This is a genomic window from Shewanella sp. FJAT-51649 (assembly GCF_019457435.1).
Lineage (GTDB): Bacteria > Pseudomonadota > Gammaproteobacteria > Enterobacterales > Shewanellaceae > Shewanella > Shewanella mangrovisoli.
The window spans coordinates 1-23,710 of the sequence record NZ_CP080411.1 but is presented as its reverse complement, the minus strand read 5'-3'; the positions used below and the strand labels follow the sequence as shown (position 1 = coordinate 23,710).

The following is a 23,710-nucleotide window of genomic DNA, read 5'->3' as shown; positions in this document are numbered from 1 at the left end:
CGCTCTCCCTAAACTCACGCTAAGCCCAGTTCGCGGGTCATATTTTCGTTTCGATCTTGATGCACAATCACATTGTCCTCGATACGAATACCACCGAAAGGTCGCAGCTCGTCAACAGTGCGCCAATTGATCTGCTGGCCACGGCTATCTTGTTTTAGATCATTGAGTAACGTGTCGATAATGTACAAACCAGGCTCCATGGTTAGCACTTGGTTTGGCGCTAAAATGCGGGTGCAACGCAGGAACGGATGAGCCTCAGGCGCCGGAATATGGGTGCCACGTTCATCGAAGGCAAAACCTCCCACATCATGCACTTGCAAGCCTAGCATATGGCCGAGTCCGTGGGGGAAGAAGGCGCTGGTAATGCCTTGGTCGACTAAACCTTGGGCATCGCCCGTGGCTAATTCAAAATCCAACAGCATTTGCGCAACTTTGCCATGGGTCGCCAAGTGTAAATCGGGATAACGCACGCCCGGGCGCATCATATCGATCAGCTCGAGCTGTGCCTTGTTCATGGCAGTGATTAATTCATCGAAACGATTCTTCTCAAACGCGTAGGTACGAGTGATATCCGACGCATAGCCAAAATAACTGGCACCCGCATCGATTAAAAAAGATAAACGCCGCGCCGGATTTTGATGCTCGAGTGCAGTGTAATGCAAAATCGCCGCATTTTGGTTTAAGGCTATGATATTACCGTAGGGCACTTCGTTCTCGCCCTGTCCCACGGCAGATAAATACTGCTGCTGAATTTCAAACTCGCTCGCACCGTTATAGAAAGCATTTTTAGCCGCTAAATGCCCTTGCACCGCGATCTGGTTCGCACGGCGCATACATTCGAGTTCATATTCGGTTTTAGTAGTACGGTGGAAATGCAGATAACTCATCACAGAGTCAGGATTGCGACTAGTGAAACCCAGCACCTCAGCCACATCTAAATGCTCACCCAAATACGCCCAGTTGGCGATATCGCTAGGCAATAGCTCGGCAACCTTATCGGCCTTAGTGAGTAATTTGATCTCAAAATGCTCGGTCCAGAACATCTCCGGCACGTCAGACACTTTATGCCAAAAATCCACAGGGTGATAAAAAATCAGTTGTGGCTTATCGCGACCGTTCACCACTAACCAGCAGTTAGGGTTATCCAACACAGGTAACCAGGCCTTGAAGTGGGGATTGGCTTTAAAAGGATAATTAATGTCGTCCAAAAACATTCGATGTGGCTGACCCGAGTGGATCACTAAACCAGATAATGCCTCACGCGATACAATTTCAGCGACTCGACGATTAAGCTCGGCGATGTGGGCATGATAGTGATGAGCCAAGTGATCCATGTGTCATATCCTGTAATGAACGATAGTTAATAAAAAAACCGCAAATCTGACTAAGCCATACAGGCTCAGTGTTTTCCTTCGCTAATGCCCTATTACTTCGCAGGTTAGCAAATTCTCGATTTAAGCCTATGCTTTTAATTCTAAAAATAAAATTATCCATTTAGCCAGCGAGTAATACCGCTAAAGTACAAATTCCCACCACGTACTCTTTGGCGTAATCTGGCACTTCTACACTTTGTGCAGTGTATCACAAAGCTGAAAATTCACTCTAGCCGACAAGAAATTAAACAGTCGTTTAAATTGGGTGTTGTAATTTATCGAATTTCGAAGCACACTGGCACACAACTGGTCAAATGATGGCCGAAGCTGCTGTGAGATAGAGAGTTGTACTAACACCAACAGATAATGGTGGGTATCACTTTTAAGCCAAAAGGAAGCAAGCAATGATCTACCAAAGTCCTACAATTCAGGTTGAGTTACTCGAGGATAATATTGCCAAGCTGTGCTTTAACGCACCCGGTTCGGTGAACAAATTCGACAGAGAAACACTCGCCTCACTCGATGCCGCATTAGACAGCATTAAACAACAATCAAACATTCAGGCCTTAGTGCTGACCTCAGGTAAAGATACCTTTATCGTGGGTGCCGACATTACTGAATTTTTAGGCTTATTCGCACAGGATGATGCGGTACTGCTCTCTTGGGTTGAACAGGCCAACGCCGTATTCAACAAACTCGAAGATTTACCTTTCCCAACCGCTTCAGCGATTAAAGGTTTCGCCTTAGGCGGCGGTTGTGAAACTATTCTGGCAACGGATTTCCGTATCGCCGACACCACAGCCAAAATCGGTCTACCCGAAACCAAGCTAGGTATTATCCCAGGCTTTGGTGGCACAGTGCGTTTACCACGTGTGATTGGTGCAGATAACGCCCTTGAGTGGATCACCACGGGTAAAGATCAGCGCCCAGAAGATGCCTTAAAAGTAGGCGCGGTTGACGCCGTTGTTGCGCCAGAGGCTTTAGAAGCCGCCGCCATTCAAATGCTAAAAGATGCAGTTGCCGAAAAGCTTGATTGGCAAGCCCGTCGCCAACGTAAGATGTCACCACTGACCTTACCAAAACTCGAAGCCATGATGTCTTTCACGACCGCTAAAGGCATGGTGTTTGCGGTTGCGGGTAAACACTACCCAGCCCCAATGGCGGCGGTCAGCGTTGTTGAACAAGCTGCGACCAAAGGCCGCAGCGACGCACTGCAAATAGAGCATCAAGCATTTATCAAGCTAGCGAAAACCGATGTAGCCAAAGCGTTGATCGGTATCTTCTTGAATGACCAGTTAGTCAAAGGCAAGGCTAAGAAAGCGGGCAAGCTCGCTAAAGAAGTGAAAAGCGCCGCCGTATTAGGTGCTGGTATCATGGGTGGCGGTATCGCTTACCAAAGCGCCAGCAAAGGCACGCCAATCGTGATGAAGGATATCGCTCAACCAGCATTAGATTTAGGTTTAGGCGAAGCCGCAAAACTGTTATCTGCGCAAGTTGCTCGCGGCCGCTCTACCCCAGAAAAAATGGCTAAAGTGCTGAACAACATCACTCCAGCCCTAGACTATGCCCCAGTAAAACATGCTGACGTGGTTGTCGAAGCCGTCGTTGAGCATCCAAAAGTGAAGGCACAAGTTCTGGCGGAAGTTGAACAATACGTGAGTGAAGATGCGATTATCGCCTCTAACACGTCAACTATTTCAATCAACCTGCTCGCGAAGAGCATGAAGAAACCTGAGCGCTTCTGCGGTATGCACTTCTTCAATCCTGTGCACAAAATGCCATTAGTTGAAGTTATCCGTGGTGAGCACAGCTCTGAAGAAACCATCGCATCTGTTGTCGCCTACGCCAGCAAAATGGGTAAAACCCCAATCGTTGTAAATGATTGCCCAGGTTTCTTCGTTAACCGCGTACTCTTCCCTTACTTTGCTGGCTTTAACGGCCTGCTCGCCGAAGGTGGCGACTTTGCCGCTATCGATAAAGTGATGGAAAAACAATTCGGCTGGCCAATGGGCCCAGCTTACCTGCTAGACGTTGTCGGCTTAGATACAGGCCACCACGCTCAAGCAGTAATGGCCGAAGGCTTCCCCGACCGTATGGGCAAATCTGGCAATGACGCGATTGACGTGATGTTCGAAAACAAGCGTCTCGGTCAGAAGAATGGTAAAGGCTTCTACGCTTACTCTGTGGATAGCCGCGGTAAGCCAAAGAAAGATGTCGACCCAACCAGCTACGAGCTGCTGAAGGCCGCTTTTGGTGAGCGAAAAGCATTCGATGCGGATGAAATCATCGCCCGCACTATGATCCCAATGATTATTGAAACCGTTCGCTGTTTAGAAGAAGGCATTGTGGCATCACCTGCCGAAGCGGATATGGGCTTGGTCTATGGTTTAGGTTTCCCGCCATTCCGTGGTGGTGTATTCCGTTACTTAGATACTATGGGCGTAGCTAACTTTGTCGCCTTAGCTGATAAATACGCTCACTTAGGTGGTTTGTATCAAGTAACCGACGCCATGCGTGCCCTTGCAGCCAACAACGGTAGCTACTACCAAGCCTAATTAGCGGGAAAGGAATTTAATTATGAAACAAGCTGTTATCGTAGATTGCATTCGTACTCCTATGGGCCGTTCTAAGGCTGGGGTGTTCCGTAATGTACGTGCAGAAACACTCTCTGCCGAATTAATGAAAGGTCTATTACTGCGTAACCCGCAATTAGATCCCAATACAATTGAAGACGTCATTTGGGGCTGCGTGCAGCAAACCCTAGAACAAGGCTTCAACATTGCCCGTAACGCATCTTTACTTGCAGGCATCCCGAAAACGGCTGGCGCTGTGACCGTGAACCGCCTATGTGGTTCTTCCATGGAAGCCATCCACCAAGCCGCTCGCGCCATTATGACTGGCATGGGCGACACCTTTATCATCGGTGGTGTTGAACACATGGGTCACGTGCCCATGAACCATGGTGTGGACTTCCACCCAGGTTTAGCCAATAACGTCGCCAAAGCATCTGGCATGATGGGCTTAACCGCCGAGATGTTAGGTAAGCTTCACGGCATCACCCGTGAGCAGCAAGATGCCTTTGCTGTGCGTTCACACCAACGCGCTCACGCAGCCACTGTTGAAGGCCGCTTTGCCAAGGAAATCTATGGCATCGAAGGCCACGATGCTAACGGCGCGCTGATTAAAGTGCTGCACGACGAAGTGATTCGCCCAGAAACCTCAATGGAATCATTAGCGGCGCTGCGCCCAGTATTCGACCCCGCAAACGGTACTGTTACTGCGGGTACCTCTTCAGCATTATCTGACGGAGCTTCGGCAATGTTAGTGATGGAAGAATCTAAAGCGCGCGCGCTAGGTCTACCAATTCGTGCCCGTATCCGCTCAATGGCGGTTGCAGGTTGTGACGCGGCAATCATGGGTTACGGTCCAGTACCTGCTACTCAAAAAGCACTGGCCCGCGCAGGCATCACAGTCAATGATTTAGATGTTATCGAGCTGAACGAAGCGTTCGCTGCTCAGTCTCTACCATGCGTTAAAGACCTAGGTCTGCTGGATGTGGTAGAAGACAAGATCAACCTCAATGGTGGCGCGATTGCGCTTGGCCATCCACTGGGTTGCTCTGGTGCGCGTATTTCGACAACGCTGATCAACCTGATGGAACACAAAGATGCGACCTTAGGTTTAGCGACTATGTGTATCGGTTTAGGCCAAGGTATTGCGACCGTTTTCGAACGCGTTTAATCCTTAACGATTCTTCTTTCAAAGCCGGACTCAGTTCCGGCTTTTTTATTTGCGATAGCGCCTTAATTATCTTCCTTTCTACTCAGCTTCAATTTGAAAATCAGGCAGTTTTCGACTTAACTTGATAAATATCCTTAATGCACTTCTCCGCATTTGACCGTCATTACGACACTGCTAAGAAGCATGGATGCGTTTCATTCTTTAGGCTACGAGAGGGATGTTCAATGCTGCAAACGGAACAAACGCTTTTCGAACAAATGCGGATCACTGAGCTTGAGATTGATTTTCGCAAGTCCTTGTTCTCTTTTACCTTAGCCGATGTCAGAGCACTGCAATCCTTCAAACCTGTGATTGAAGAGAACATAGACAAAATCGTTGATGACTTTTACGGTCTACAAACCAGTGTGTCCGAGATTGCTCTGCTGATCGGTGACTCCGATACCCTAGCTCGTTTACGTACCGCACAGCGACGCTATGTGCTCGACCTGTTTAATGGTGTGTACGATTTAGAGTACGTTAACAACCGCCTGCGGATTGGATTGGTACACAAACGAATCGGCGTCGAACCTAAACTCTACCTCTCTGCCGTTCATACCCTAAAAGAGTTGATTTATGCGGAGATTAATAACTCGGTTGCTGATGACTTGCAAAATGAACGCATTCGAGTCGCCATAGATAAACTTGTTCTCTTCGACGTCACCCTCGTCTTCGATACCTATATTCGAAGCCTAGTATCCGAAATTGAGAACGCCAAAGACAAGGCTGAACGTTACGCGCAAAGCATGGAGAGCAAAGTCAAAGAACGTACACAACAGCTCGAAGAATTATCTCAAACCGACCCGTTAACGGGGCTATTAAATGTGCGACATCTACAAGAAATTGGCACTCGGATTTTAAGAGCAGCACAGAGACGAGCCGAGCCGGTAAGCGTAATCTATTTAGATGTTGATGATTTTAAATCCTTTAATGATACCCAAGGCCACCGCTCTGGAGACGAAGTGCTTTGTGCCGTGGCGCAGGCCATCAAAGAAAGCACCCGCGTAGAGGATCATAGTTTTCGCTATGGTGGCGATGAATTCTGCATCATCATGCCCAATTGTCGAGAAGACCAAGCTAGAGACAACTTTATCGAGCGCTTTAATCAAAACATTAAGCTGCACCTAAACAACATCTCCCTCAGTTACGGTATTGTTGATACAGGCCCCTATGATTACGATGATGCCAATACCTTGATCCATAAAGCGGATCAAAAAATGTATAGCTATAAACGTGCTGCCAAGTTGCAGCAGCAAGGCTCAGTGTCGATGGCGGCAAATGATATAAAATCCGATATGCCTCAGTCCGCTTCTCAAGTAGGAACACCCCAAGCAGCAATTACGCCAAACATAGTGCATAGCATTCAACAACCTCAGGGAATAAACAAAGTTGCCGAGTAATAGAAATGTTCCACGTGAAACATTCTGCTAGCGGTAAATAAATCGGCAAGAGCATGCCTAGCCCCATCACAAATTCAACCCATCAACTTGGTTTATCCACACCACTGGAGTAACATTAGCCAATTCTGTTTAACCGTTCAGTAGAGGTCATATGAACGACGTTTTCTCAACCGCACAACACAAACTGGATGCTCTTGGTTTACGCTGCCCAGAGCCGGTAATGATGGTGCGAAAGACGGTAAGACAAATGGCACAAGGTGAAACCTTGCTAATCATCGCAGATGATCCTGCGACTACACGTGATATTCCCAGCTTTTGTGAGTTTATGGACCACACACTGGTCGCCAGTGAAACCAGCCAAACTCCCTATCAATATTTGATTAAAAAGGGACTCTGAGTCTCTATATCGACATCAGGATAAGGACATCAAACATGCCGAAACTAGTTGCTATCGCCTACAAAACAGTTAAACGCGGGCCAATGAACGAAGTGCTATGCGCGAATGTCACCCAGCACAGCGGCGTCGAAAAAGATGTATTTGGTCGCCCAGGTAAACGGCAAGTCACAGTACTGTCGCTGCAACAGTGGCAAATAGCTTGTCAGAGCATAGATGCAAATTTACCTTGGACGACTCGTCGAGCAAACCTATTGGTCGATGGCTGTAGCTTTGGGGCTGCTGATGTGGGTAAGCAGCTGCGCATTGGTGATCTCTGCCTCGAAGTGACGGGTGAAACCGATCCCTGCAAGAAGATGGAACAGGCTCATGCAGGCTTGGAATCAGCGTTAACTCCCGATTGGCGAGGTGGCGTCACCTGCCGTGTCATCAATGACGCCATGATCCACATCGGCGATCCCGTTACATTAGACTAATCATACTTCGCGGAGAGTAAGCCACATTACTCTCCCACAGTTTACCCATCCTCACTTCTCCACTCGGTCATTAATTGAAACAGTATTTCCGTTTTCCTTACTGGGTATTTGTGCGATAACTTAGCGCAGCATTAACAAAAGTTTATCTAATCCGATAACAATAAAGCCCTAGAATAACGATAACAGGACATAACATGTTGAAACCTAAGCTGACACCGCTTTATATCGCCCTGATGCTTGGCCTTAGTTCCCATACCGTACAGGCAACAGATGCCCAAAAACCCAGTTGGGACGTCAATGCGCCAGCCAATGCCCCTCTAGAAAAAGTGACCATAGATGTAACCGAAGGCACTTGGATGAACATCAGTGTCAGCCCGGATGGTAAACATTTAGTGTTTGATTTACTGGGTGATATTTATCAAATCCCAGTCACGGGTGGTGAAGCAAAACCGTTAGCCCAAGGCATCGCCTGGCAAATGCAGCCCGTGTATAGCCCGGATGGTAAGCACATTGCCTTTACCTCAGATGCGGATGGTGGCGACAATATTTGGATTATGGATGCCGATGGCAGTAATCCACGCACAGTCACGACAGAGACCTTTCGTTTACTTAACAGTCCAGCGTGGAGCCCTGATTCCCAATATTTAGTCGGTCGTAAACATTTTACCGCCAGTCGGAGCTTAGGCGCTGGTGAAGTCTGGCTCTATCATGTCGCAGGGGGCGAAGGTGTTAAACTCACCGAACGCCCTAACGATGAAAAGGATTTAGGTGAGCCAGCCTATTCACCCGATGGCCGTTACATTTACTTCAGCCAAGATGACACACCGGGCAAAACCTTCCATTATTCCAAAGACTCAGTAAACGGCATCTATAAAATCAAGCGTTACGATACCCAAACGGGTGATATTGAAATACTGATCGAAGGAACCGGTGGCGCCATTCGGCCAACACCGAGCCCAGACGGCACCAAACTGGCGTACATCAAGCGAGATGATTTCCAATCCTCCTTGTATTTGTTCGATTTAAAATCCGGCGAAACGACCAAGCTGTATGGTGATTTAGATCGCGATATGCAAGAGACTTGGGCAATCCACGGTGTCTATCCCACCATGGCTTGGACTCAAGATAACAAAGACATCTTCTTCTGGGCTAAAGGCAAAATCAATCGCTTAAATGTTGCCAATAAAACGGTCACCAACATTCCCTTCAGCGTCAAAACCCAGTTAGACGTGCAGCCTTCAGTACGCTTTAAACAAGATATTGATAAGGATGTATTCGACGTAAAAATGCTGCGAATGGCACAAGTTTCACCGGATGGCAGCAAGGTCGCCTTCGAAGCATTGGGTAAAATCTGGTTGAAGACACTTCCCGACGGCAAGATGTCACGCTTAACCGAGTTAGGTAACGACATTGAAGAGCTCTATCCCCAGTGGTCGCGTGATGGCAAAAATATTGTCTTCACAACTTGGAATGACCAAGACCAAGGCTCTGTACAAGTGATCAGTGCAAAAGGTGGTAAAGCGAAACAACTTACCACTGAGCCAGGCAAATATGTTGAGCCTACCTTCTCACCAGATGGTGAGTTGGTTGTGTATCGCAAAACCCAAGGTGGACACCTTACACCTCGTACTTGGTCGCAGGAACCCGGCCTGTACAAGGTCGATTTAAAAACCAAACAAAATAAGAAAATTAGCGCTGAGGGTTATCAAGCACAATTCGGCGCTTCGGCCGTTCGCATTTTCTTTATGAACACTGGTGATAACGACACGCCACAGCTTGCCTCAATTAACCTAGATGGGTTTGATAAACGCGTTCACTACAGCAGTAAGCATGCAACCGAATTTAGAGTATCACCCGACGGCGAACAACTGGCTTTTGCCGAACGTTTTAAAGTTTGGGTCACCCCCTTCGCTAAACATGGTGAAACCGTTGAAATTGGTCCTAACGCCAGCAATCTTCCCGTCACTCAATTAAGTGTGCGAGCTGGCGAAAGCATCAGCTGGAATAGCAAGAGTAACCAACTCTATTGGACTCTTGGCCCAGAACTGTACCAAGCTGATGTTGATTCCCAGTATCTCAAAAAGGTCGAGCAAGCCAAGCCAAGCATTATCAACTTAGGCTTTACCGAAAAGGCCGATGTTCCACGTGGAACAGTCGCCTTTGTCGGCGGCAAAGTGATCACCATGGAAAATGACCAAGTCATCGATAAGGGTGTGGTGATCGTCAAAGACAATCATATTGTGGCCGTTGGCGATGCAAATACAGCGATTCCAAAGGATACACAAGTTATCGATATTAGCGGCAAATCCATTATGCCTGGCCTGTTCGACGCGCATGCCCATGGTGCCCAGGCCGATGATGAAATCGTGCCACAACAAAACTGGGCACTCTACTCGGGCTTATCCCTAGGCGTGACAACCATCCATGATCCGTCAAACGATACCACTGAGATTTTTGCTGCCTCGGAACAGCAAAAGGCTGGTCACATCGTTGGTCCACGGATTTTCTCCACTGGAACGATTCTTTATGGCGCCAATGCTCCCGGCTACACCTCACATATAGACTCACTCGATGATGCGAAATTCCATTTAGAACGACTCAAAAAAGTCGGAGCCTTTAGCGTTAAGAGCTACAACCAACCCCGTCGTAATCAAAGGCAACAGGTTATCGCCGCCGCTCGCGAACTCGAAATGATGGTTGTGCCTGAGGGTGGCAGCTTGCTGCAACACAACCTAACCATGGTTGCCGATGGCCATACAACCGTTGAGCACTCATTGCCCGTGGCGAGTATTTATAACGATATTAAACAGTTCTGGAGCCAAACTAAGGTCGGTTATACCCCAACCTTAGTCGTCGCCTACGGCGGTATTTCGGGTGAAAACTATTGGTACGATAAGACCGATGTGTGGGCACATCCACGTTTGTCTATGTATGTGCCAAGCGATATTTTGCAGGCTCGCTCAATGCGTCGCCCCCACGCCCCAGACAGCCACTACAACCATTTTAATGTTGCGAAAGTAGCAAATGAGTTCAATAAGTTAGGTGTGCATTCCAATATTGGCGCCCACGGTCAACGGGAGGGTTTAGCCGCACATTGGGAAATGTGGATGTTCGCCCAAGGTGGCATGAGCAATATGGATGTTCTCAAAACAGCTACCATCAACCCAGCCACCACCTTCGGTCTAGAGCATCAACTTGGTTCAATTAAAACAGGTAAGCTTGCGGACTTAATCGTAATCGATGGCGACCCATTAGCTGATATTCGAGTGACAGATAAAGTCACTTACACTATGGTCAATGGTAAGTTGTTCGATGCTGAGTCGATGAACCAGCTCAATGGTAACAAGCAACAGCGTAAGCCTTTCTTCTTCGAGAAAATCTAATCTCAACAAGGTGAAATAACAAAAGGCATGTTCCACGTGGAACATGCCTTTTTATTTTGGATGTTAGATCAATAAGATAAGTGACTTATTTGCCACCGCAGCAAGCATCATAGGCGATGCAATCAACTAGATGATCGTTCACCATTCCCACTGCCTGCATAAAAGCATAACAAATCGTTGGGCCAACAAAGTTAAAGCCGAGCTTTTTTAACGCCTTGGACATGGCCTCTGACTCCGGGGTCTGTGCAGGCACCTGCGACATAGAAGTAAACTGATTCACCAAAGGCTTACCACCAACAAAGCTCCACAGAAATTCAGCAAAATCTTTACCATCCGCAGTGTAAGCTAAGTAGCCCTTAGCATTTCGAATAATCGAATGGATCTTAAGGCGATTACGCACAATGCCTGGGTTAACCATCAACTCCTCGACTTTAGCGTCGTCGAAAGTTGCAATCACTGCCGGCTCAAAATCCGCAAAGGCTTGTTCGTAATTTTGTTGTTTCTTTAAGATAGTAATCCAAGACAACCCAGCTTGTTGGCCATCTAAACAAAGCTTGGCAAATAACTCCTTCGAATCATAAACAGGGCGTCCCCACACCTTATCGTGGTACTCACGATACAAGGGATCATTGCTGACCCAATTACAGCGGATTTCTTCCATGGCCTATCTACCTTAACGTTTTAACGAAGAAGGTAAAAAATAACCTACATAAGCAGAGATCTACAAGGTATAATCGAAACCATTTTCTATTAAAGCTGACGGCAGTAGACAAGTAGACATGACGACGAAACACGACGTAAAAACATTTCAGGGTTTCATTCTAACCCTACAGGAATATTGGGCGCAGCAAGGCTGTGCAATCGTTCAACCTTTAGATATGGAAGTCGGTGCGGGTACATTCCACCCACAAACTTTCCTACGCTCTTTAGGGCCTGAGCCAATGAGCAGTGCCTATGTGCAGCCATCGCGCCGCCCTACTGACGGCCGTTACGGTGAAAACCCAAACCGTCTGCAGCACTACTACCAATTCCAAGTCGTGTTAAAACCGTCACCGGATAATATCCAAGAACTCTATTTAGGTTCTCTGCAAGCTCTTGGTATTGATACACAAATCCATGATATCCGTTTTGTAGAAGACAACTGGGAATCACCAACACTCGGCGCTTGGGGTCTAGGTTGGGAAGTCTGGTTAAACGGCATGGAAGTGACTCAGTTTACTTACTTCCAACAGGTCGGCGGCTTAGAGTGTAGCCCTGTCACGGGTGAGATCACCTACGGTTTAGAGCGTCTCGCCATGTATATCCAAGGTGTGGATAGCGTGTATGACCTAGTGTGGACCGATGGCCCAATGGGTCGCATCACCTACGGTGATGTGTTCCACCAAAACGAAGTTGAGCAATCGACCTATAACTTTGAGCACGCAGACGTCGACTTTATGTTTGCCCTGTTCGATCAATGCGAAAAGATGTGTCAGCACTTATTGTCGCTTGAAAAACCATTACCTCTGCCCGCCTATGAGCAAGTGATGAAAGCCTCGCACGCCTTCAACCTGCTCGATGCACGCCACGCCATTTCAGTGACTGAACGTCAGCGTTATATCCTGCGCGTTCGTACCATGGCTAAAGCCGTTGCTGAATCCTATTATCAGGCACGCGAAGCGCTTGGCTTCCCAATGTGTAAGTAGAGGTAACACATGAATTTTGAAAACTTACTCATCGAGTTAGGCACAGAAGAGCTGCCGCCAAAGGCGCTGCGTAAACTGGCTGAGTCTTTCTTAGCGAACTTTACCGAAGAATTAACCAAAGCCGATTTAGCTTTTAAATCAGCTGTTTGGTATGCAGCACCCCGTCGTCTAGCCATTAATGTGACAGAACTAGCGCTTGCTCAAGCGGACAAAATCGTTGAAAAACGCGGCCCAGCTGTCAGCTCAGCCTTTGATGCAGAAGGTAAACCAACGAAAGCCGCAGAAGGCTGGGCACGTGGTAACGGTATTACCGTTGACCAAGCTGAACGTTTAGTGACCGACAAAGGCGAATGGCTGATTTATAACGCCAAAGTAGAAGGCGTTGAAACCAAAAGCTTAATCGCTGCGATGGCGCAACGTGCGCTGGATAAGTTACCCATTCCTAAGCCAATGCGCTGGGGAAGCAGCAAGACACAATTCATTCGCCCTGTTCACACCGCCACTATGCTGTTAGGCAGCGAGTTAATCGAAGGTGAATTACTCGGCATTAAATCGGCACGTAATGTTCGTGGCCATCGCTTTATGGGTACAGGCTTCGAGCTTGACCATGCAGACAACTACCTGACGCTACTGAAAGAAAAAGGTAAAGTCATCGCCGATTACGAAAGCCGTAAAGCCTTAATCAAAGCCGATGCAGAAAAAGCGGCCGCTAAGATTGGTGGCACCGCCGATATCGAAGATGACCTGCTGGAAGAAGTCACCTCTTTAGTTGAATGGCCAGTCGTATTAACCGCAAGCTTTGAAGAGAAGTTCTTGAACGTGCCTTCAGAAGCCTTGGTTTATACGATGAAGGGCGATCAGAAATACTTTCCAGTGTTCGATGATGCAGGTAAGTTACTGCCAAACTTCATCTTTGTCGCTAACATAGAATCAAAAGATCCGGCACAAATTATTGCGGGTAACGAGAAGGTGGTTCGTCCACGCTTGGCCGATGCCGAGTTCTTCTTCAATACCGACAAAAAGCACACGCTGGAATCACGCTTACCGAGTCTTGAGACCGTCTTGTTCCAACAACAACTAGGTACTTTAAAAGACAAAGTCACTCGTATCTCTGCCCTAGCCGCCTTTATTGCCGAGCAAACTGGCGCTAACGCCGTTGATGCAGCCCGTGCTGGTTTATTGTCTAAAACAGACTTAATGACCAATATGGTGATGGAGTTTACCGATACTCAAGGCACTATGGGCATGCATTACGCCCGCCTAGATGGTGAAACTGAAGCCGTCGCCTTAGCCATGGAAGAGCAATACAAGCCAAAATTCTCTGGCGATACAGTTCCTACTGCAGCGGTATCTTGCGCAGTAGCCTTAGCGGATAAACTCGATACCTTAGTCGGTATCTTCGGTATTGGTCAGGCACCTAAGGGCGCTGCCGACCCATTCGCACTGCGCCGCGCCGCTATCGGTGTGCTACGCATTATCGTTGAGAACAAGTTGCCACTAGACTTAGTGACCCTGATTGCCAAGGCTCAAGAACTCCATGGCACTAACTTAAGCAACGCGAATGCAAGCGATGAAGTGCTTGAGTTCCTAATGGCGCGTTTCCGCGCTTGGTACCAAGATAAAGGTATCGAGGTTGACGTGATCCTCGCCGTATTAGCACGTCGCCCAACTCGCCCAGCTGATTTTGATAGCCGTATCAATGCGGTATCACACTTCAGAAGCTTAGAAGCCTCTAGCGCTCTGGCAGCGGCGAATAAGCGTGTGTCTAACATTCTGGCGAAAGTGGAAGGCGAATTACCCACCACGATTAACTCAGCTCTGTTAGCCGAAGCCGCAGAACAAGCATTAGCCGCTAAGCTTGCCGAACTGCAGCCTCAACTCGCTCCGCTGTTCGCTAATGCTGATTACCAACAGGCATTAACACTGCTGGCGAGCTTACGTGAAAGCGTTGACCAGTTCTTCGAAGACGTGATGGTTATGGCGGACGACGAAGCATTGAAAAACAACCGCTTAGCTCTGCTAAATAACCTACGTGAACAGTTCTTACATGTAGCGGATATTTCTCTGCTTCAGTAAGTTGCACGTTAGAGTGCCAATAAAAAACGCGCTTATAGCGCGTTTTTTATTGGCTGCAATATATTAAAACTGCTGAAGTTTTTCGTGCAACGCTTCGAATTGAGCAGGCTCGAGTCCAACCAAGGCTAACAAGTTGCTCAGCATATCTGCAGGCAATTTTCCCGCTTGCTGCAACATCGAAATCTCACTGATGATATTGGCGCGCCAAACCACAGCGGCAATTCCCTCATTCGGCCGAGTATGGACATGGGCTAATTTATCAAGCTCGGTTTCAAAGGTACTTGGCAATTGCCAATGCTTTGCCAACAAAGCACTTAAGGTGAGTGATTTTGCTGTCATCACTTGTCGGAATAACCAAGAATTTGGCTGCTCCCCCGGTTCTGCCTGCACAAAGGCATCGAGCAACATTTTAAAGATGGCGAGCTTACCCACATCATGCAGTAGTCCTAATAGGAATGCCGTGTCTCTATCTTCTTCACTCAGTTCGCTGGTTAAAAAGGCAACCTGCATCGAATGACGCCAAATTTCGGCACCAAAGCGCCGAAAATAAATGGGTTTAATATCGAGCATCTCACGCACTAGGCAACTCGTCACAAAGCGGCGTAACTGTTCACGGCCGAGCTGCACTAAAGCCTGCTGCAGGCTTGTGACCTCTCTATCTCCACGCTTAAAGGCTGGTGAGTTGCACAGCTTAAGCACTTCGACGCTTAGTAAGGGATCTTTCTCGATTAACGCCAACAAGTCCTTAGTATCAAACTGTGGCTCAGCTAACTTACGGTCTAATTCCAACACCTTAGAGGGAAGCTTAAGCACCTTTTCTGCTATCACTTGTGGCGATGCTAAGGCGAGCTCTATTTCTGCCATGACTCGCCGCTCAAGGTTATTGGCAACGCCACCAGCATCTTTGGTTCTGGCAGGAAACAACAGACTATAAAATAACGCCTCTAAGTCGACACTCACCACGGTATCAACGGGTTCTTCTTGGCGTTTAGGGGCTGAAACTTTGTCCAACGATTTACTGAGATCGGTTTGACTAAAGCTTTTAGGTCGCTCCAGTATTGTCTCTTCGCGGATATTAAAAATTTTATTAAATATGGACTTAATCAAGACGTTCCAACCTATTAGAGCTGAGTTAACTGACCCTGCATAATTATCAGTCCATTGTAGTTCATATACTAGTGGTCACATTATGTATTACGCGCAGCTTTACTATATGTCCCTAGACTTAAGGCTGCATTATCAAATCGAATGTTTCACGTGAAACCTTATTCCAAGTAGCCTTGATAGGCCTGTGCAATTTGCTTTGCCAACTCCGCATTGATTGGTGAATAAGCTTTAGCGGAAATAACCAGTGCGACGGCGACCACAGGCAAGGGTGGAAGTGTTCCAGAATCAATAATATTCAGTGGTGCCGATACACTGCATTCGGCCATGGCACTAATAGCCAAATTCTTAGCCACTATCGCGTTAAGAGCCGCAGCACTGCTGCTACAGGCTAACAACTGATAATGCCTATCTTGCTTCATCAATCCATCTAACGCCGCAATATGGAATTTACAGTCCTTTTGGAATAGCGCTATGGGTAAGGGATCGGCATCACTCAAGTTCGAACCACTCGCGCTCACCCAAACGCCTTTCGAGGTTTGTAATAAGTAGCCTTCATCGGACTCGGGCAAACGAGTCACTATCGCCGCATCGAGCTGCCCAGAATCCAGCATGATCCGCAGCTTTTGGCTCGAGGCGCAGGTAATTTGAAGATCGAGTTGCTTAATGTGACCATGTAACAACGCCACTATCCGCGGCAACACGGATTCGGCATAGTCATCTGGACAGCCCAAATGCAATTGTGCGCCGACTTGGGTCTGCTTAATGGTAGTGACAGTCTCATCGTGCAATTGCAGTAATTGCTTAGCGTACAAGCCAAAACGTTGGCCTTCGGTAGATAAGACTAAGTTTCGCCCCTCTTTTACAAAGAGCGTTTTTCCCAACTCTTGCTCTAAGCGCTTCATTTGCATACTGACGGCAGATTGAGTCTTATAGGTTTGCATTGCCGCACGGGTAAAACTCCCGGTATCGACAAAAGCCACAAAGCTGCGCAACGCTTCTATTTCCATAATATTTCCTATCAGAGATCAGTCTATCTATTCGTTTTGCTGATAGATGACATCAAATCTATTCGTTAGTCATGCAAAGTACAAGCGCCTATATTGATAAGCACAACCCCAAACAGGAAGGTGAAAATGGAACTCTACATTGGTAATAAAAACTACTCTAGTTGGTCGCTCCGCGCTTGGTTAATGGCAGAAAAATCAGGTATTCAGTTCGATGAAATCCTACTACAGCTCGATACCGAGAGCTTTTATCAGCGGCTCAAATCCATTTCGCCTACCCTAAAAGTTCCGACACTCATCGATGGAAATATCACGGTTTGGGATTCATTGTCGATTTGCGAATATATCAACGATACTTATCTTTCAGGCTCAGCTTGGCCACAAGACCCGAAACAAAAAGCTAAGGCTCGCTCCTTCGCCTGTGAAATGCATTCAGGCTTTCATGCCCTGCGAAATGCCCTGCCGATGAATATCCGTGCCCATCGTTATGTCGAATTAAGCCCTGCCGTATTGCAGGATATTGCCCGCATCGACAGTATCTGGTCACAGCAAATGGCAGAGTTTGCCACCGCCCAAGGCACTTGGTTATTTGGCAAGTGGTCGATAGCCGATATGATGTTTGCGCCAGTTGTGATGCGCTTCTTCACCTATGAGATTGAAGTCTCCCAAGCGAGCCGAGCCTATATGGAATTTATTGTGAGCCAGCCGGAAATGCAGGCCTGGGTACAAGCCGCCAAAGCCGAGACTGAAATAGTGGACATCGACGAAGCTGGTGTTGATAGGTAGTTTTCAACCAAACAAAAAGGGAAAGCTAAGCTTTCCCTTTTTTATCAATCGCTAACGATATAGATCGTTAAACGTCTAAGTTAGCCACGTTCAGCGCGTTGGCTTCAATAAAGTCACGGCGTGGTTCAACTTGGTCGCCCATCAAACAAGTAAACAGCTGATCCGCACCAACGGCATCATCAATCGTCACTTGCAGCATGCGGCGAGATTCTGGATCCATCGTGGTTTCCCACAATTGCTCAGGGTTCATCTCACCCAATCCTTTATAGCGTTGGATGTAGAGGCCACGCTTGGCTTCGCCAATGGTCCAATCTAACGCTTCAATGAAGCTACCCACTTCCTTCACACGGTCGCCACGTTGTACATAACCACCGACTTCAATCAGACCTTCGAGCGCCGCACCTAACTTACCAATGCGTTGGTAGTCAGTTGATTGGAAGAAGTCGTAGCTGAACAGGTAGTGTGTATCGATACCATGTTTACGGATAGTGATCTTCGGCAGATACACTTTACGCTCAGGATCGAGTACAGGCTCACCAGAATACAACACACCGCTGTTTTCTAATTCCACCAGCTCATGGATAAAGGCGTCGATCCACTCCTTCATCTTACCTTCATCCGCCAACATCTCGTTGTTGATCATTGGATGATAAAGCATGCGGTTGGTGATCTGCGTTGGGTAACGTTGCTCTAAACGAGCAACAATCGCTTCCACTTCACGGTACTGAGTCACTAAACGCTCTAATGGCTCACCCGACATGCCAGGCGCACCTTGAGATGGATAAATGCTAGTACCATCTAACGCTTGAGTGGTCAGATACTGAGTCAGTGCCGCTTCGTCTTTCAGATATTGTTCTTGCTTACCTTTCTTCACTTTGAATAAAGGCGGCTGAGCAATATACACATAACCACGTTCAATCAGTTCAGGCATTTGGCGGAAGAAGAAGGTCAACAGCAAGGTACGAATGTGCGAGCCATCGACGTCAGCATCCGTCATGATGATGATGTTGTGGTAGCGAGTCTTATCCGGGTTGTATTCGTCGCGACCAATACCACAGCCAAGTGCAGTGATTAGAGTAGCAACCTCTTGAGAAGAAAGCATTTTATCGAAACGCGCTTTCTCAACGTTTAAGATTTTACCTTTCAGTGGCAGAATCGCTTGGTTCTTACGGTTACGTCCCTGCTTAGCGCTACCGCCAGCAGAGTCCCCTTCCACTATGTAGATTTCTGAAAGACCAGGGTCTTTCTCTTGGCAATCAGCCAGCTTACCTGGCAAACCACCTAAATCGAGTGCGCCTTTACGACGGGTCATTTCACGGGCTTTACGCGCCGCTTCGCGGGCACGGGCCGCATCGACAATCTTACCGACGATTAACTTAGCATCGGCAGGGTTTTCCAGCAGATAGTCGTTTAGCTTTTCACCCATGGTTTGTTCAACCGCGGCTTTCACTTCGCTAGACACTAACTTGTCTTTGGTTTGCGAGCTGAACTTAGGATCAGGCACTTTAACTGAAATCACGGCCGTTAAACCTTCGCGGGCGTCATCACCAGTCGCGTTAGTTTTGCCTTTCTTGTTATAGCCTTCGTTTTCCATGTAGTTGTTGAGGTTACGTGTCAACGCACTACGGAAACCCGCTAAGTGAGTACCACCATCACGCTGTGGAATGTTGTTGGTAAAACAGAAAATGCTTTCTTGATAACCATCGTTCCACTGCATCGCCACTTCAACGGTAATGCCGTCGTCACGCTCTTGCATAAAGTGGAATACGTCTTTGTTTACTGGCGTTTTATTACGGTTCAGGTAATCAACGAATGCGCTGATACCACCTTCGTATTTAAAGAATTCATTCTTATTGTCACGCTCGTCGACTAAGCGGATACCCACGCCTGAATTGAGGAACGACAGTTCGCGCACACGCTTTGCCAGAATCTCGAAGTGGAACTCAACATCGCTGAAGGTTTCTTCACTTGGCCAGAAACGGATTTCGGTACCAGTTTTAGTCGCATCGCCGATCACTTTGATTGGCTCGTCAGGAACACCGTGGGTATAAAACTGCTCGTGGACTTTACCTTCACGGCGAATGGTTAACTGCAGCTTTTTAGACAGCGCGTTAACTACCGACACACCCACGCCGTGCAGACCGCCTGACACTTTATAAGAGTTATCGTCGAACTTACCGCCCGCGTGCAGTACCGTCATGATCACCTCGGCGGCAGACACGCCTTCTTCCGGGTGAATCGCCACAGGAATACCACGGCCGTCGTCGCGAACGGAGACCGAACCATCCACATGGATAGTAATAGTGATATCAGTACAATGGCCGGCTAAGGCTTCATCGATAGAGTTATCGACTACTTCGAACACCATATGATGTAGACCCGTACCGTCGTCGGTGTCACCAATATACATCCCAGGTCTCTTACGTACTGCATCAAGGCCCTTAAGGACCTTAATACTCGAAGAATCGTAACTATTCTCTGACATATTATTCTCTCAATGGTTATTCAATTACCGTTACACGTCCCTGTTCCACATGGAACATCCTACTGGGAGGCGTGTGTAACGAATCGACTATTGCCGCAGGCTCAATGGCAGTGACAAACACTTGTGCACCTGTGTCCACTAGCTGCTTAAGCAATAGCTGCCTATGCTGTGCATCCAACTCGGATGGAAGATCATCCACAAGATAAATACTGTGTTTATCTATTTGTTGTTTGAGCAACTTTCCCTGTGCAATACGCAGTGCACAGACTAATAATTTCAATTGACCACGGGACAGGGCATCCTGCGCCGGTAAACTACCTACACGAAGTCTGAGGTCAGCTTTATGGGGACCGCTGACGGTATGACCCGTAGCCAAATCTCTGGGATATTGGGATTCGAGAAGTTGTGCAAAATCCGTTTTGCTATCCCAGCCGCGAGTAAATGAAACCTTAACATCTACCTGCGGTAAAAACTCCCCGATTATACCCTTAAGTAGCTCATTTAACGAGTCTACATAACGGTTTCGTATTTCTGTGACCTGCTCGGTATAACGGACAAACTCCCTATCCCAATATTGGATTTGATCATAGGAAGAGTTATTTCTAAGTAATTGATTTCGTTGCTTTAGAACCCGCCTTACGTTCACCCATGCCGCATAAAACTGCGGGTCAGAATGAAAGGCGCCCCAATCGATAAACTGCCGACGGGATTTAGGACCTTCAAACAGGAGCGAAAAGCTTTCCGGCGTGATCACTTGGATAGGTAAGGTTTCGGCTAATGTCGATAGCCTTTTCACCTTTTCCCCGTCAATTTTGACTTCAGTTTCGCCACTACGGAAACGTCGCAAGCCAATTTTACTGTCGCCACGGGGCAAATTTAAGGTCGCAAACAGGGTTAACTTATCCTGTTCGTTATTGATCACCCGGTGGGATAAATGACTGCGAAACGAACGCCCCATGCCGAGAAAGTAAATAGCCTCGAGTATGCTGGTTTTGCCACTGCCATTTTGACCGTAAATCAGATTGATCCCTTCAGTCGGGCTCAGCTGTGCCAATTGAATATTGCGAAAAGAATCAATATTAAGACGGATAAGACTCATGCGTTACTCATCAAACCGCATCGACGGCTTAGGCCAAGACTCAGAACAGTCATCATACCGCAATTCACATCCATCCGAGTAAATAAGGCAACAAGGGATAAGGCTTGAAGACATATACGCCGCTAAAAAGCGGCGTATGGCACAAAGTAGGCAATGGAATACTATAAGCGCATCGGCATAACCACATACATGGAATCTTCTTCCAAGTGGTTTTCCAATAAAGCACTCGAGTTACCATCGATTAGGGTGATACGCACATCATCGGACTTAAGGTTGTTTAGCACATCCAATAAGTAACTGACGTTGAAACCAATTTCGAGTGGCTGATTGTTGTAATCCACATCGATGATTTCTTCCGCTTCTTCCTGCTCTGGGTTATTGGCGGTGATTTTCAGTAGTCCCGCTTCTAACTGAATGCGTACACCGCGGAACTTCTCGTTCGATAGAATAGAAGCACGGTTTAAAGCTTGCTTGAAGTGGTTACGGCTGGCGATAACGATTTTATCACCGCCTTTCGGTAACACACGGCGATAATCGGGAAAACGACCATCGACTAATTTGCTGGTAAATACAGTAGTGCTGGTGGTCGCACGAATCGCATTATCGCCAATGGCAATCGCGATATCTAAATCATCGGCTTCCAATAAACGCGCCATTTCCATGACGCCTTTACGGGGTACGATCACTTGTTTTTCAGGCAATTGCGCATCTATGGTTCTGTGGCTTAAGGCTAAGCGGTGACCGTCGGTGGCAATGGCACGCAGCACATTACCTTCAGTCTCAAGTAATAAACCATTGAGGTAATAACGAACGTCTTGGTTCGCCATCGAAAACTGAGTCGCATCAATCAGTGACTTCAGCACACCTTGCTTAAGAGAGAACTCGATTTCCGCCTGAAAGGCTTCCACATTGGGGTATTCTTCTGCGGGCAGGGTTGCCAACGAGAAACGGCTACGGCCTGAGCGCAATAACCATTTGTTATCTTGCTGCTCGACCTTAAGCTCGCTTTGTTCGGGTAAGGATTTAACTATGTCTAACAGCTTCTTAGCAGGAACTGTAGTACGACCTTCTTCAATATCACCATGAACGACCGCCTGGCCCACTAACTCAACTTCGAGGTCGGTACCTGTCATTTTGAGTGAGTGCCCACTAACTTCTACAAGGAGATTTGCCAAAATAGGCAAGTTATGGCGTCTTTCTACCGCACCACAAACCAATTGAAGCGGCTTTAATAGGGCGTCCCTATCAATTGAAAATTTCATAGTGTCCAAATTCCTTGATTTTAAGAAGATAAGGTTCTAATCAAGTTAGCATAATCTTCTTTAATGTCGTGACTCTCTTCCCGTAGCTGAGCAATCTTACGACAGGCATGTAACACTGTGGTGTGATCTCGACCACCAAAGGCATCACCAATTTCCGGCAAGCTCTGGTTAGTTAATTCTTTGGATAACGCCATGGCCACTTGTCTAGGGCGCGCAACACTGCGCGAACGACGCTTAGACAACATATCAGCCATCTTGATTTTGTAGTATTCAGCTACGGTTTTCTGAATGTTGTCTATAGTGACTAATTTTTCCTGCAGTGCCAAGAGGTCACGCAGGGCTTCACGCACAAAATCAATGGTAATTGGGCGGCCAGTAAAGTTAGCGTTGGCGATAACCCGGTTTAACGCCCCTTCTAACTCGCGAACGTTTGAACGTAAGCGCTTAGCAATAAAGAAGGCGACTTCGTCGGGAAGATTGATGCCGCTCTCCTGAGCTTTACGCATCAAAATCGCCACACGGGTTTCAAGCTCTGGTGGTTCAATTGCAACCGTTAAGCCCCAACCAAAGCGAGATTTTAATCTGTCCTCTACTCCGTCGATCTCTTTAGGATAACGATCCGATGTCAGGATGATCTGATGATTACCTTCGAGCAGCGCGTTAAAGGTATGGAAAAATTCTTCCTGCGATCTGTCTTTATTGGCGAAGAATTGAATATCGTCGATAAACAGGGCATCGACACTGCGGTAGTAACGTTTGAATTCTTCGATCGCATTGTTTTGCAGCGCTTTCACCATGTCTTGCACAAAACGCTCGGAGTGCATGTACACGACTTTCGCATCGGGATTATTTTTGATGATGCCATTACCCACTGCATGTAATAAGTGGGTCTTACCTAAACCCGTACCACCATAAAGGAACAGTGGGTTATAGGCACCACCCGGATTTTCAGCAACCTGAAGTGCGGCCGCTTTACCGAGTTGGTTAGACTTACCCTCAACGAAGTTGTCGAATTGGTAAGTAGGATTGATATTGCTGCGATGATTAGCGTTAGCAACAGGCTCAGTGGTATTAAATGAAGTCCCTACAGAGGCTTTAGTTTGGGGATTGGGCACACGCACAGCCGCAACAGGGGCTGGCTCGGGCTTTTTCGCTGACGGACGGCTACCGATATCGAAGCGTAACTTAGGTGCATCATTACCCATTTGCTCAGTAAAAAACTGATTAATGATATTGATGTACTTATCCCTAACCCAATCGAGCACGAAGCGGTTAGGCGCATAAAGCACCAAAGTATCTCCATCCATTTCGGCTTGTAACGGTCTGATCCACATACTGAACTGCTGAGCAGAAAGCTCGTCTTGCAGTCTTCCGATACATTGTTGCCAAAGTGAAACCGCCAC

General features: G+C 47.3%; 17 protein-coding genes. 9 read left to right on the top strand and 8 right to left on the bottom strand.

Translation table 11 applies throughout. The features are described 5' to 3' along the window. Positions 1-14: 14 nt before the first annotated feature. Complete coding sequence (gene pepQ, locus K0H59_RS00085; RefSeq protein ID WP_088212861.1) at positions 15-1,334, bottom strand: Xaa-Pro dipeptidase; 1,320 nt, start codon at positions 1,332-1,334, stop codon at positions 15-17. A 443-nt stretch (positions 1,335-1,777) separates the two neighbouring features. Here pepQ and fadB point away from each other — a divergent pair, with 443 nt between their 5' ends. The 6 genes from fadB (at position 1,778) to K0H59_RS00055 (ending at position 10,803) form a co-directional block, all read left to right on the top strand. Then, positions 1,778-3,928 (top strand): fatty acid oxidation complex subunit alpha FadB, encoded by a 2,151-nt coding sequence (gene fadB / locus K0H59_RS00080; RefSeq protein WP_088212860.1) that lies wholly within the window; start codon positions 1,778-1,780, stop codon positions 3,926-3,928. Positions 3,929-3,950: 22 nt separating this feature from the next. Continuing rightward, a complete protein-coding gene (fadA, locus tag K0H59_RS00075) occupies positions 3,951-5,114 on the top strand; it encodes an acetyl-CoA C-acyltransferase FadA (protein ID WP_011715316.1) in 1,164 nt (387 codons plus the stop codon). Positions 5,115-5,338: 224 nt separating this feature from the next. After that, positions 5,339-6,550: a diguanylate cyclase domain-containing protein gene (locus K0H59_RS00070; protein ID WP_220054301.1), complete on the top strand. Its 1,212-nt coding sequence runs from the start codon at positions 5,339-5,341 to the stop codon at positions 6,548-6,550. Positions 6,551-6,701: 151 nt separating this feature from the next. Then, positions 6,702-6,947: a sulfurtransferase TusA gene (gene tusA / locus K0H59_RS00065; RefSeq protein WP_011715314.1), complete on the top strand. Its 246-nt coding sequence runs from the start codon at positions 6,702-6,704 to the stop codon at positions 6,945-6,947. Positions 6,948-6,982: 35 nt separating this feature from the next. Beyond that, on the top strand, positions 6,983-7,420 hold the full coding sequence (locus tag K0H59_RS00060) for an MOSC domain-containing protein (RefSeq protein ID WP_220054300.1): 438 nt from the start codon (positions 6,983-6,985) through the stop codon (positions 7,418-7,420). A 194-nt stretch (positions 7,421-7,614) separates the two neighbouring features. Continuing rightward, entirely contained in the window at positions 7,615-10,803 is a 3,189-nt protein-coding gene (locus tag K0H59_RS00055) for an amidohydrolase family protein (RefSeq protein ID WP_220054299.1), read from the top strand. An 85-nt stretch (positions 10,804-10,888) separates the two neighbouring features. Here the strand turns inward: K0H59_RS00055 and K0H59_RS00050 are convergent, their stop codons facing one another. Next, complete coding sequence (locus tag K0H59_RS00050; RefSeq protein WP_220054298.1) at positions 10,889-11,464, bottom strand: DNA-3-methyladenine glycosylase I; 576 nt, start codon at positions 11,462-11,464, stop codon at positions 10,889-10,891. 118 nt (positions 11,465-11,582) lie between these two features. On the opposite strand from K0H59_RS00050, the gene glyQ reads away from it, so the two are divergent. After that, entirely contained in the window at positions 11,583-12,488 is a 906-nt protein-coding gene (gene glyQ, locus K0H59_RS00045) for a glycine--tRNA ligase subunit alpha (RefSeq protein WP_011070431.1), read from the top strand. Positions 12,489-12,497: 9 nt separating this feature from the next. Beyond that, entirely contained in the window at positions 12,498-14,564 is a 2,067-nt protein-coding gene (glyS, locus tag K0H59_RS00040) for a glycine--tRNA ligase subunit beta (protein WP_220054297.1), read from the top strand. Positions 14,565-14,627: 63 nt separating this feature from the next. On the opposite strand, the gene K0H59_RS00035 is transcribed toward glyS, so the two are convergent. Further along, positions 14,628-15,671, bottom strand: coding sequence for an HDOD domain-containing protein (locus tag K0H59_RS00035; protein ID WP_011715309.1), 1,044 nt, complete (start codon positions 15,669-15,671; stop codon positions 14,628-14,630). A gap of 158 nt (positions 15,672-15,829) precedes the next feature. Then, positions 15,830-16,678, bottom strand: a complete 849-nt coding sequence (locus K0H59_RS00030) for a LysR family transcriptional regulator (RefSeq protein ID WP_011715308.1) — start codon at positions 16,676-16,678, stop codon at positions 15,830-15,832. Positions 16,679-16,804: 126 nt separating this feature from the next. On the opposite strand from K0H59_RS00030, the gene K0H59_RS00025 reads away from it, so the two are divergent. Beyond that, on the top strand, positions 16,805-17,461 hold the full coding sequence (locus K0H59_RS00025) for a glutathione S-transferase family protein (protein WP_220054296.1): 657 nt from the start codon (positions 16,805-16,807) through the stop codon (positions 17,459-17,461). Positions 17,462-17,528: 67 nt separating this feature from the next. Here the strand turns inward: K0H59_RS00025 and gyrB are convergent, their stop codons facing one another. The 4 genes from gyrB to dnaA form a co-directional block, all read right to left on the bottom strand. Continuing rightward, positions 17,529-19,946, bottom strand: a complete 2,418-nt coding sequence (gene gyrB / locus K0H59_RS00020) for a DNA topoisomerase (ATP-hydrolyzing) subunit B (protein ID WP_086903527.1) — start codon at positions 19,944-19,946, stop codon at positions 17,529-17,531. Between the two features lie 16 nt (positions 19,947-19,962). After that, the gene (gene recF, locus K0H59_RS00015) at positions 19,963-21,045 is read right to left on the bottom strand and encodes a DNA replication/repair protein RecF (RefSeq protein WP_220054295.1); all 1,083 of its coding nucleotides are present in this window, start codon (positions 21,043-21,045) and stop codon (positions 19,963-19,965) included. 161 nt (positions 21,046-21,206) lie between these two features. Then, on the bottom strand, positions 21,207-22,307 hold the full coding sequence (dnaN, locus tag K0H59_RS00010) for a DNA polymerase III subunit beta (RefSeq protein WP_023266046.1): 1,101 nt from the start codon (positions 22,305-22,307) through the stop codon (positions 21,207-21,209). Positions 22,308-22,327: 20 nt separating this feature from the next. Then, the gene (dnaA, locus tag K0H59_RS00005; protein ID WP_011715304.1) at positions 22,328-23,710 is read right to left on the bottom strand and encodes a chromosomal replication initiator protein DnaA; all 1,383 of its coding nucleotides are present in this window, start codon (positions 23,708-23,710) and stop codon (positions 22,328-22,330) included.

What these genes read in the sequence shown, in the direction of transcription:
- glyQ (WP_011070431.1), top strand. Translation starts at nt 11,583, where the DNA reads ATGACGACGAAACACGACGTAAAAACATTTCAGGGTTTCATTCTAACC.
- glyS (WP_220054297.1), top strand. Translation starts at nt 12,498, where the DNA reads ATGAATTTTGAAAACTTACTCATCGAGTTAGGCACAGAAGAGCTGCCG.
- K0H59_RS00060 (WP_220054300.1), top strand. Translation starts at nt 6,983, where the DNA reads ATGCCGAAACTAGTTGCTATCGCCTACAAAACAGTTAAACGCGGGCCA.
- fadA (WP_011715316.1), top strand. Translation starts at nt 3,951, where the DNA reads ATGAAACAAGCTGTTATCGTAGATTGCATTCGTACTCCTATGGGCCGT.
- K0H59_RS00030 (WP_011715308.1), bottom strand. Translation starts at nt 16,678, where the DNA reads ATGGAAATAGAAGCGTTGCGCAGCTTTGTGGCTTTTGTCGATACCGGG.
- K0H59_RS00025 (WP_220054296.1), top strand. Translation starts at nt 16,805, where the DNA reads ATGGAACTCTACATTGGTAATAAAAACTACTCTAGTTGGTCGCTCCGC.
- K0H59_RS00050 (WP_220054298.1), bottom strand. Translation starts at nt 11,464, where the DNA reads ATGGAAGAAATCCGCTGTAATTGGGTCAGCAATGATCCCTTGTATCGT.
- K0H59_RS00070 (WP_220054301.1), top strand. Translation starts at nt 5,339, where the DNA reads ATGCTGCAAACGGAACAAACGCTTTTCGAACAAATGCGGATCACTGAG.
- fadB (WP_088212860.1), top strand. Translation starts at nt 1,778, where the DNA reads ATGATCTACCAAAGTCCTACAATTCAGGTTGAGTTACTCGAGGATAAT.
- pepQ (WP_088212861.1), bottom strand. Translation starts at nt 1,334, where the DNA reads ATGGATCACTTGGCTCATCACTATCATGCCCACATCGCCGAGCTTAAT.
- recF (WP_220054295.1), bottom strand. Translation starts at nt 21,045, where the DNA reads ATGAGTCTTATCCGTCTTAATATTGATTCTTTTCGCAATATTCAATTG.
- gyrB (WP_086903527.1), bottom strand. Translation starts at nt 19,946, where the DNA reads ATGTCAGAGAATAGTTACGATTCTTCGAGTATTAAGGTCCTTAAGGGC.
- tusA (WP_011715314.1), top strand. Translation starts at nt 6,702, where the DNA reads ATGAACGACGTTTTCTCAACCGCACAACACAAACTGGATGCTCTTGGT.
- dnaN (WP_023266046.1), bottom strand. Translation starts at nt 22,307, where the DNA reads ATGAAATTTTCAATTGATAGGGACGCCCTATTAAAGCCGCTTCAATTG.
- K0H59_RS00055 (WP_220054299.1), top strand. Translation starts at nt 7,615, where the DNA reads ATGTTGAAACCTAAGCTGACACCGCTTTATATCGCCCTGATGCTTGGC.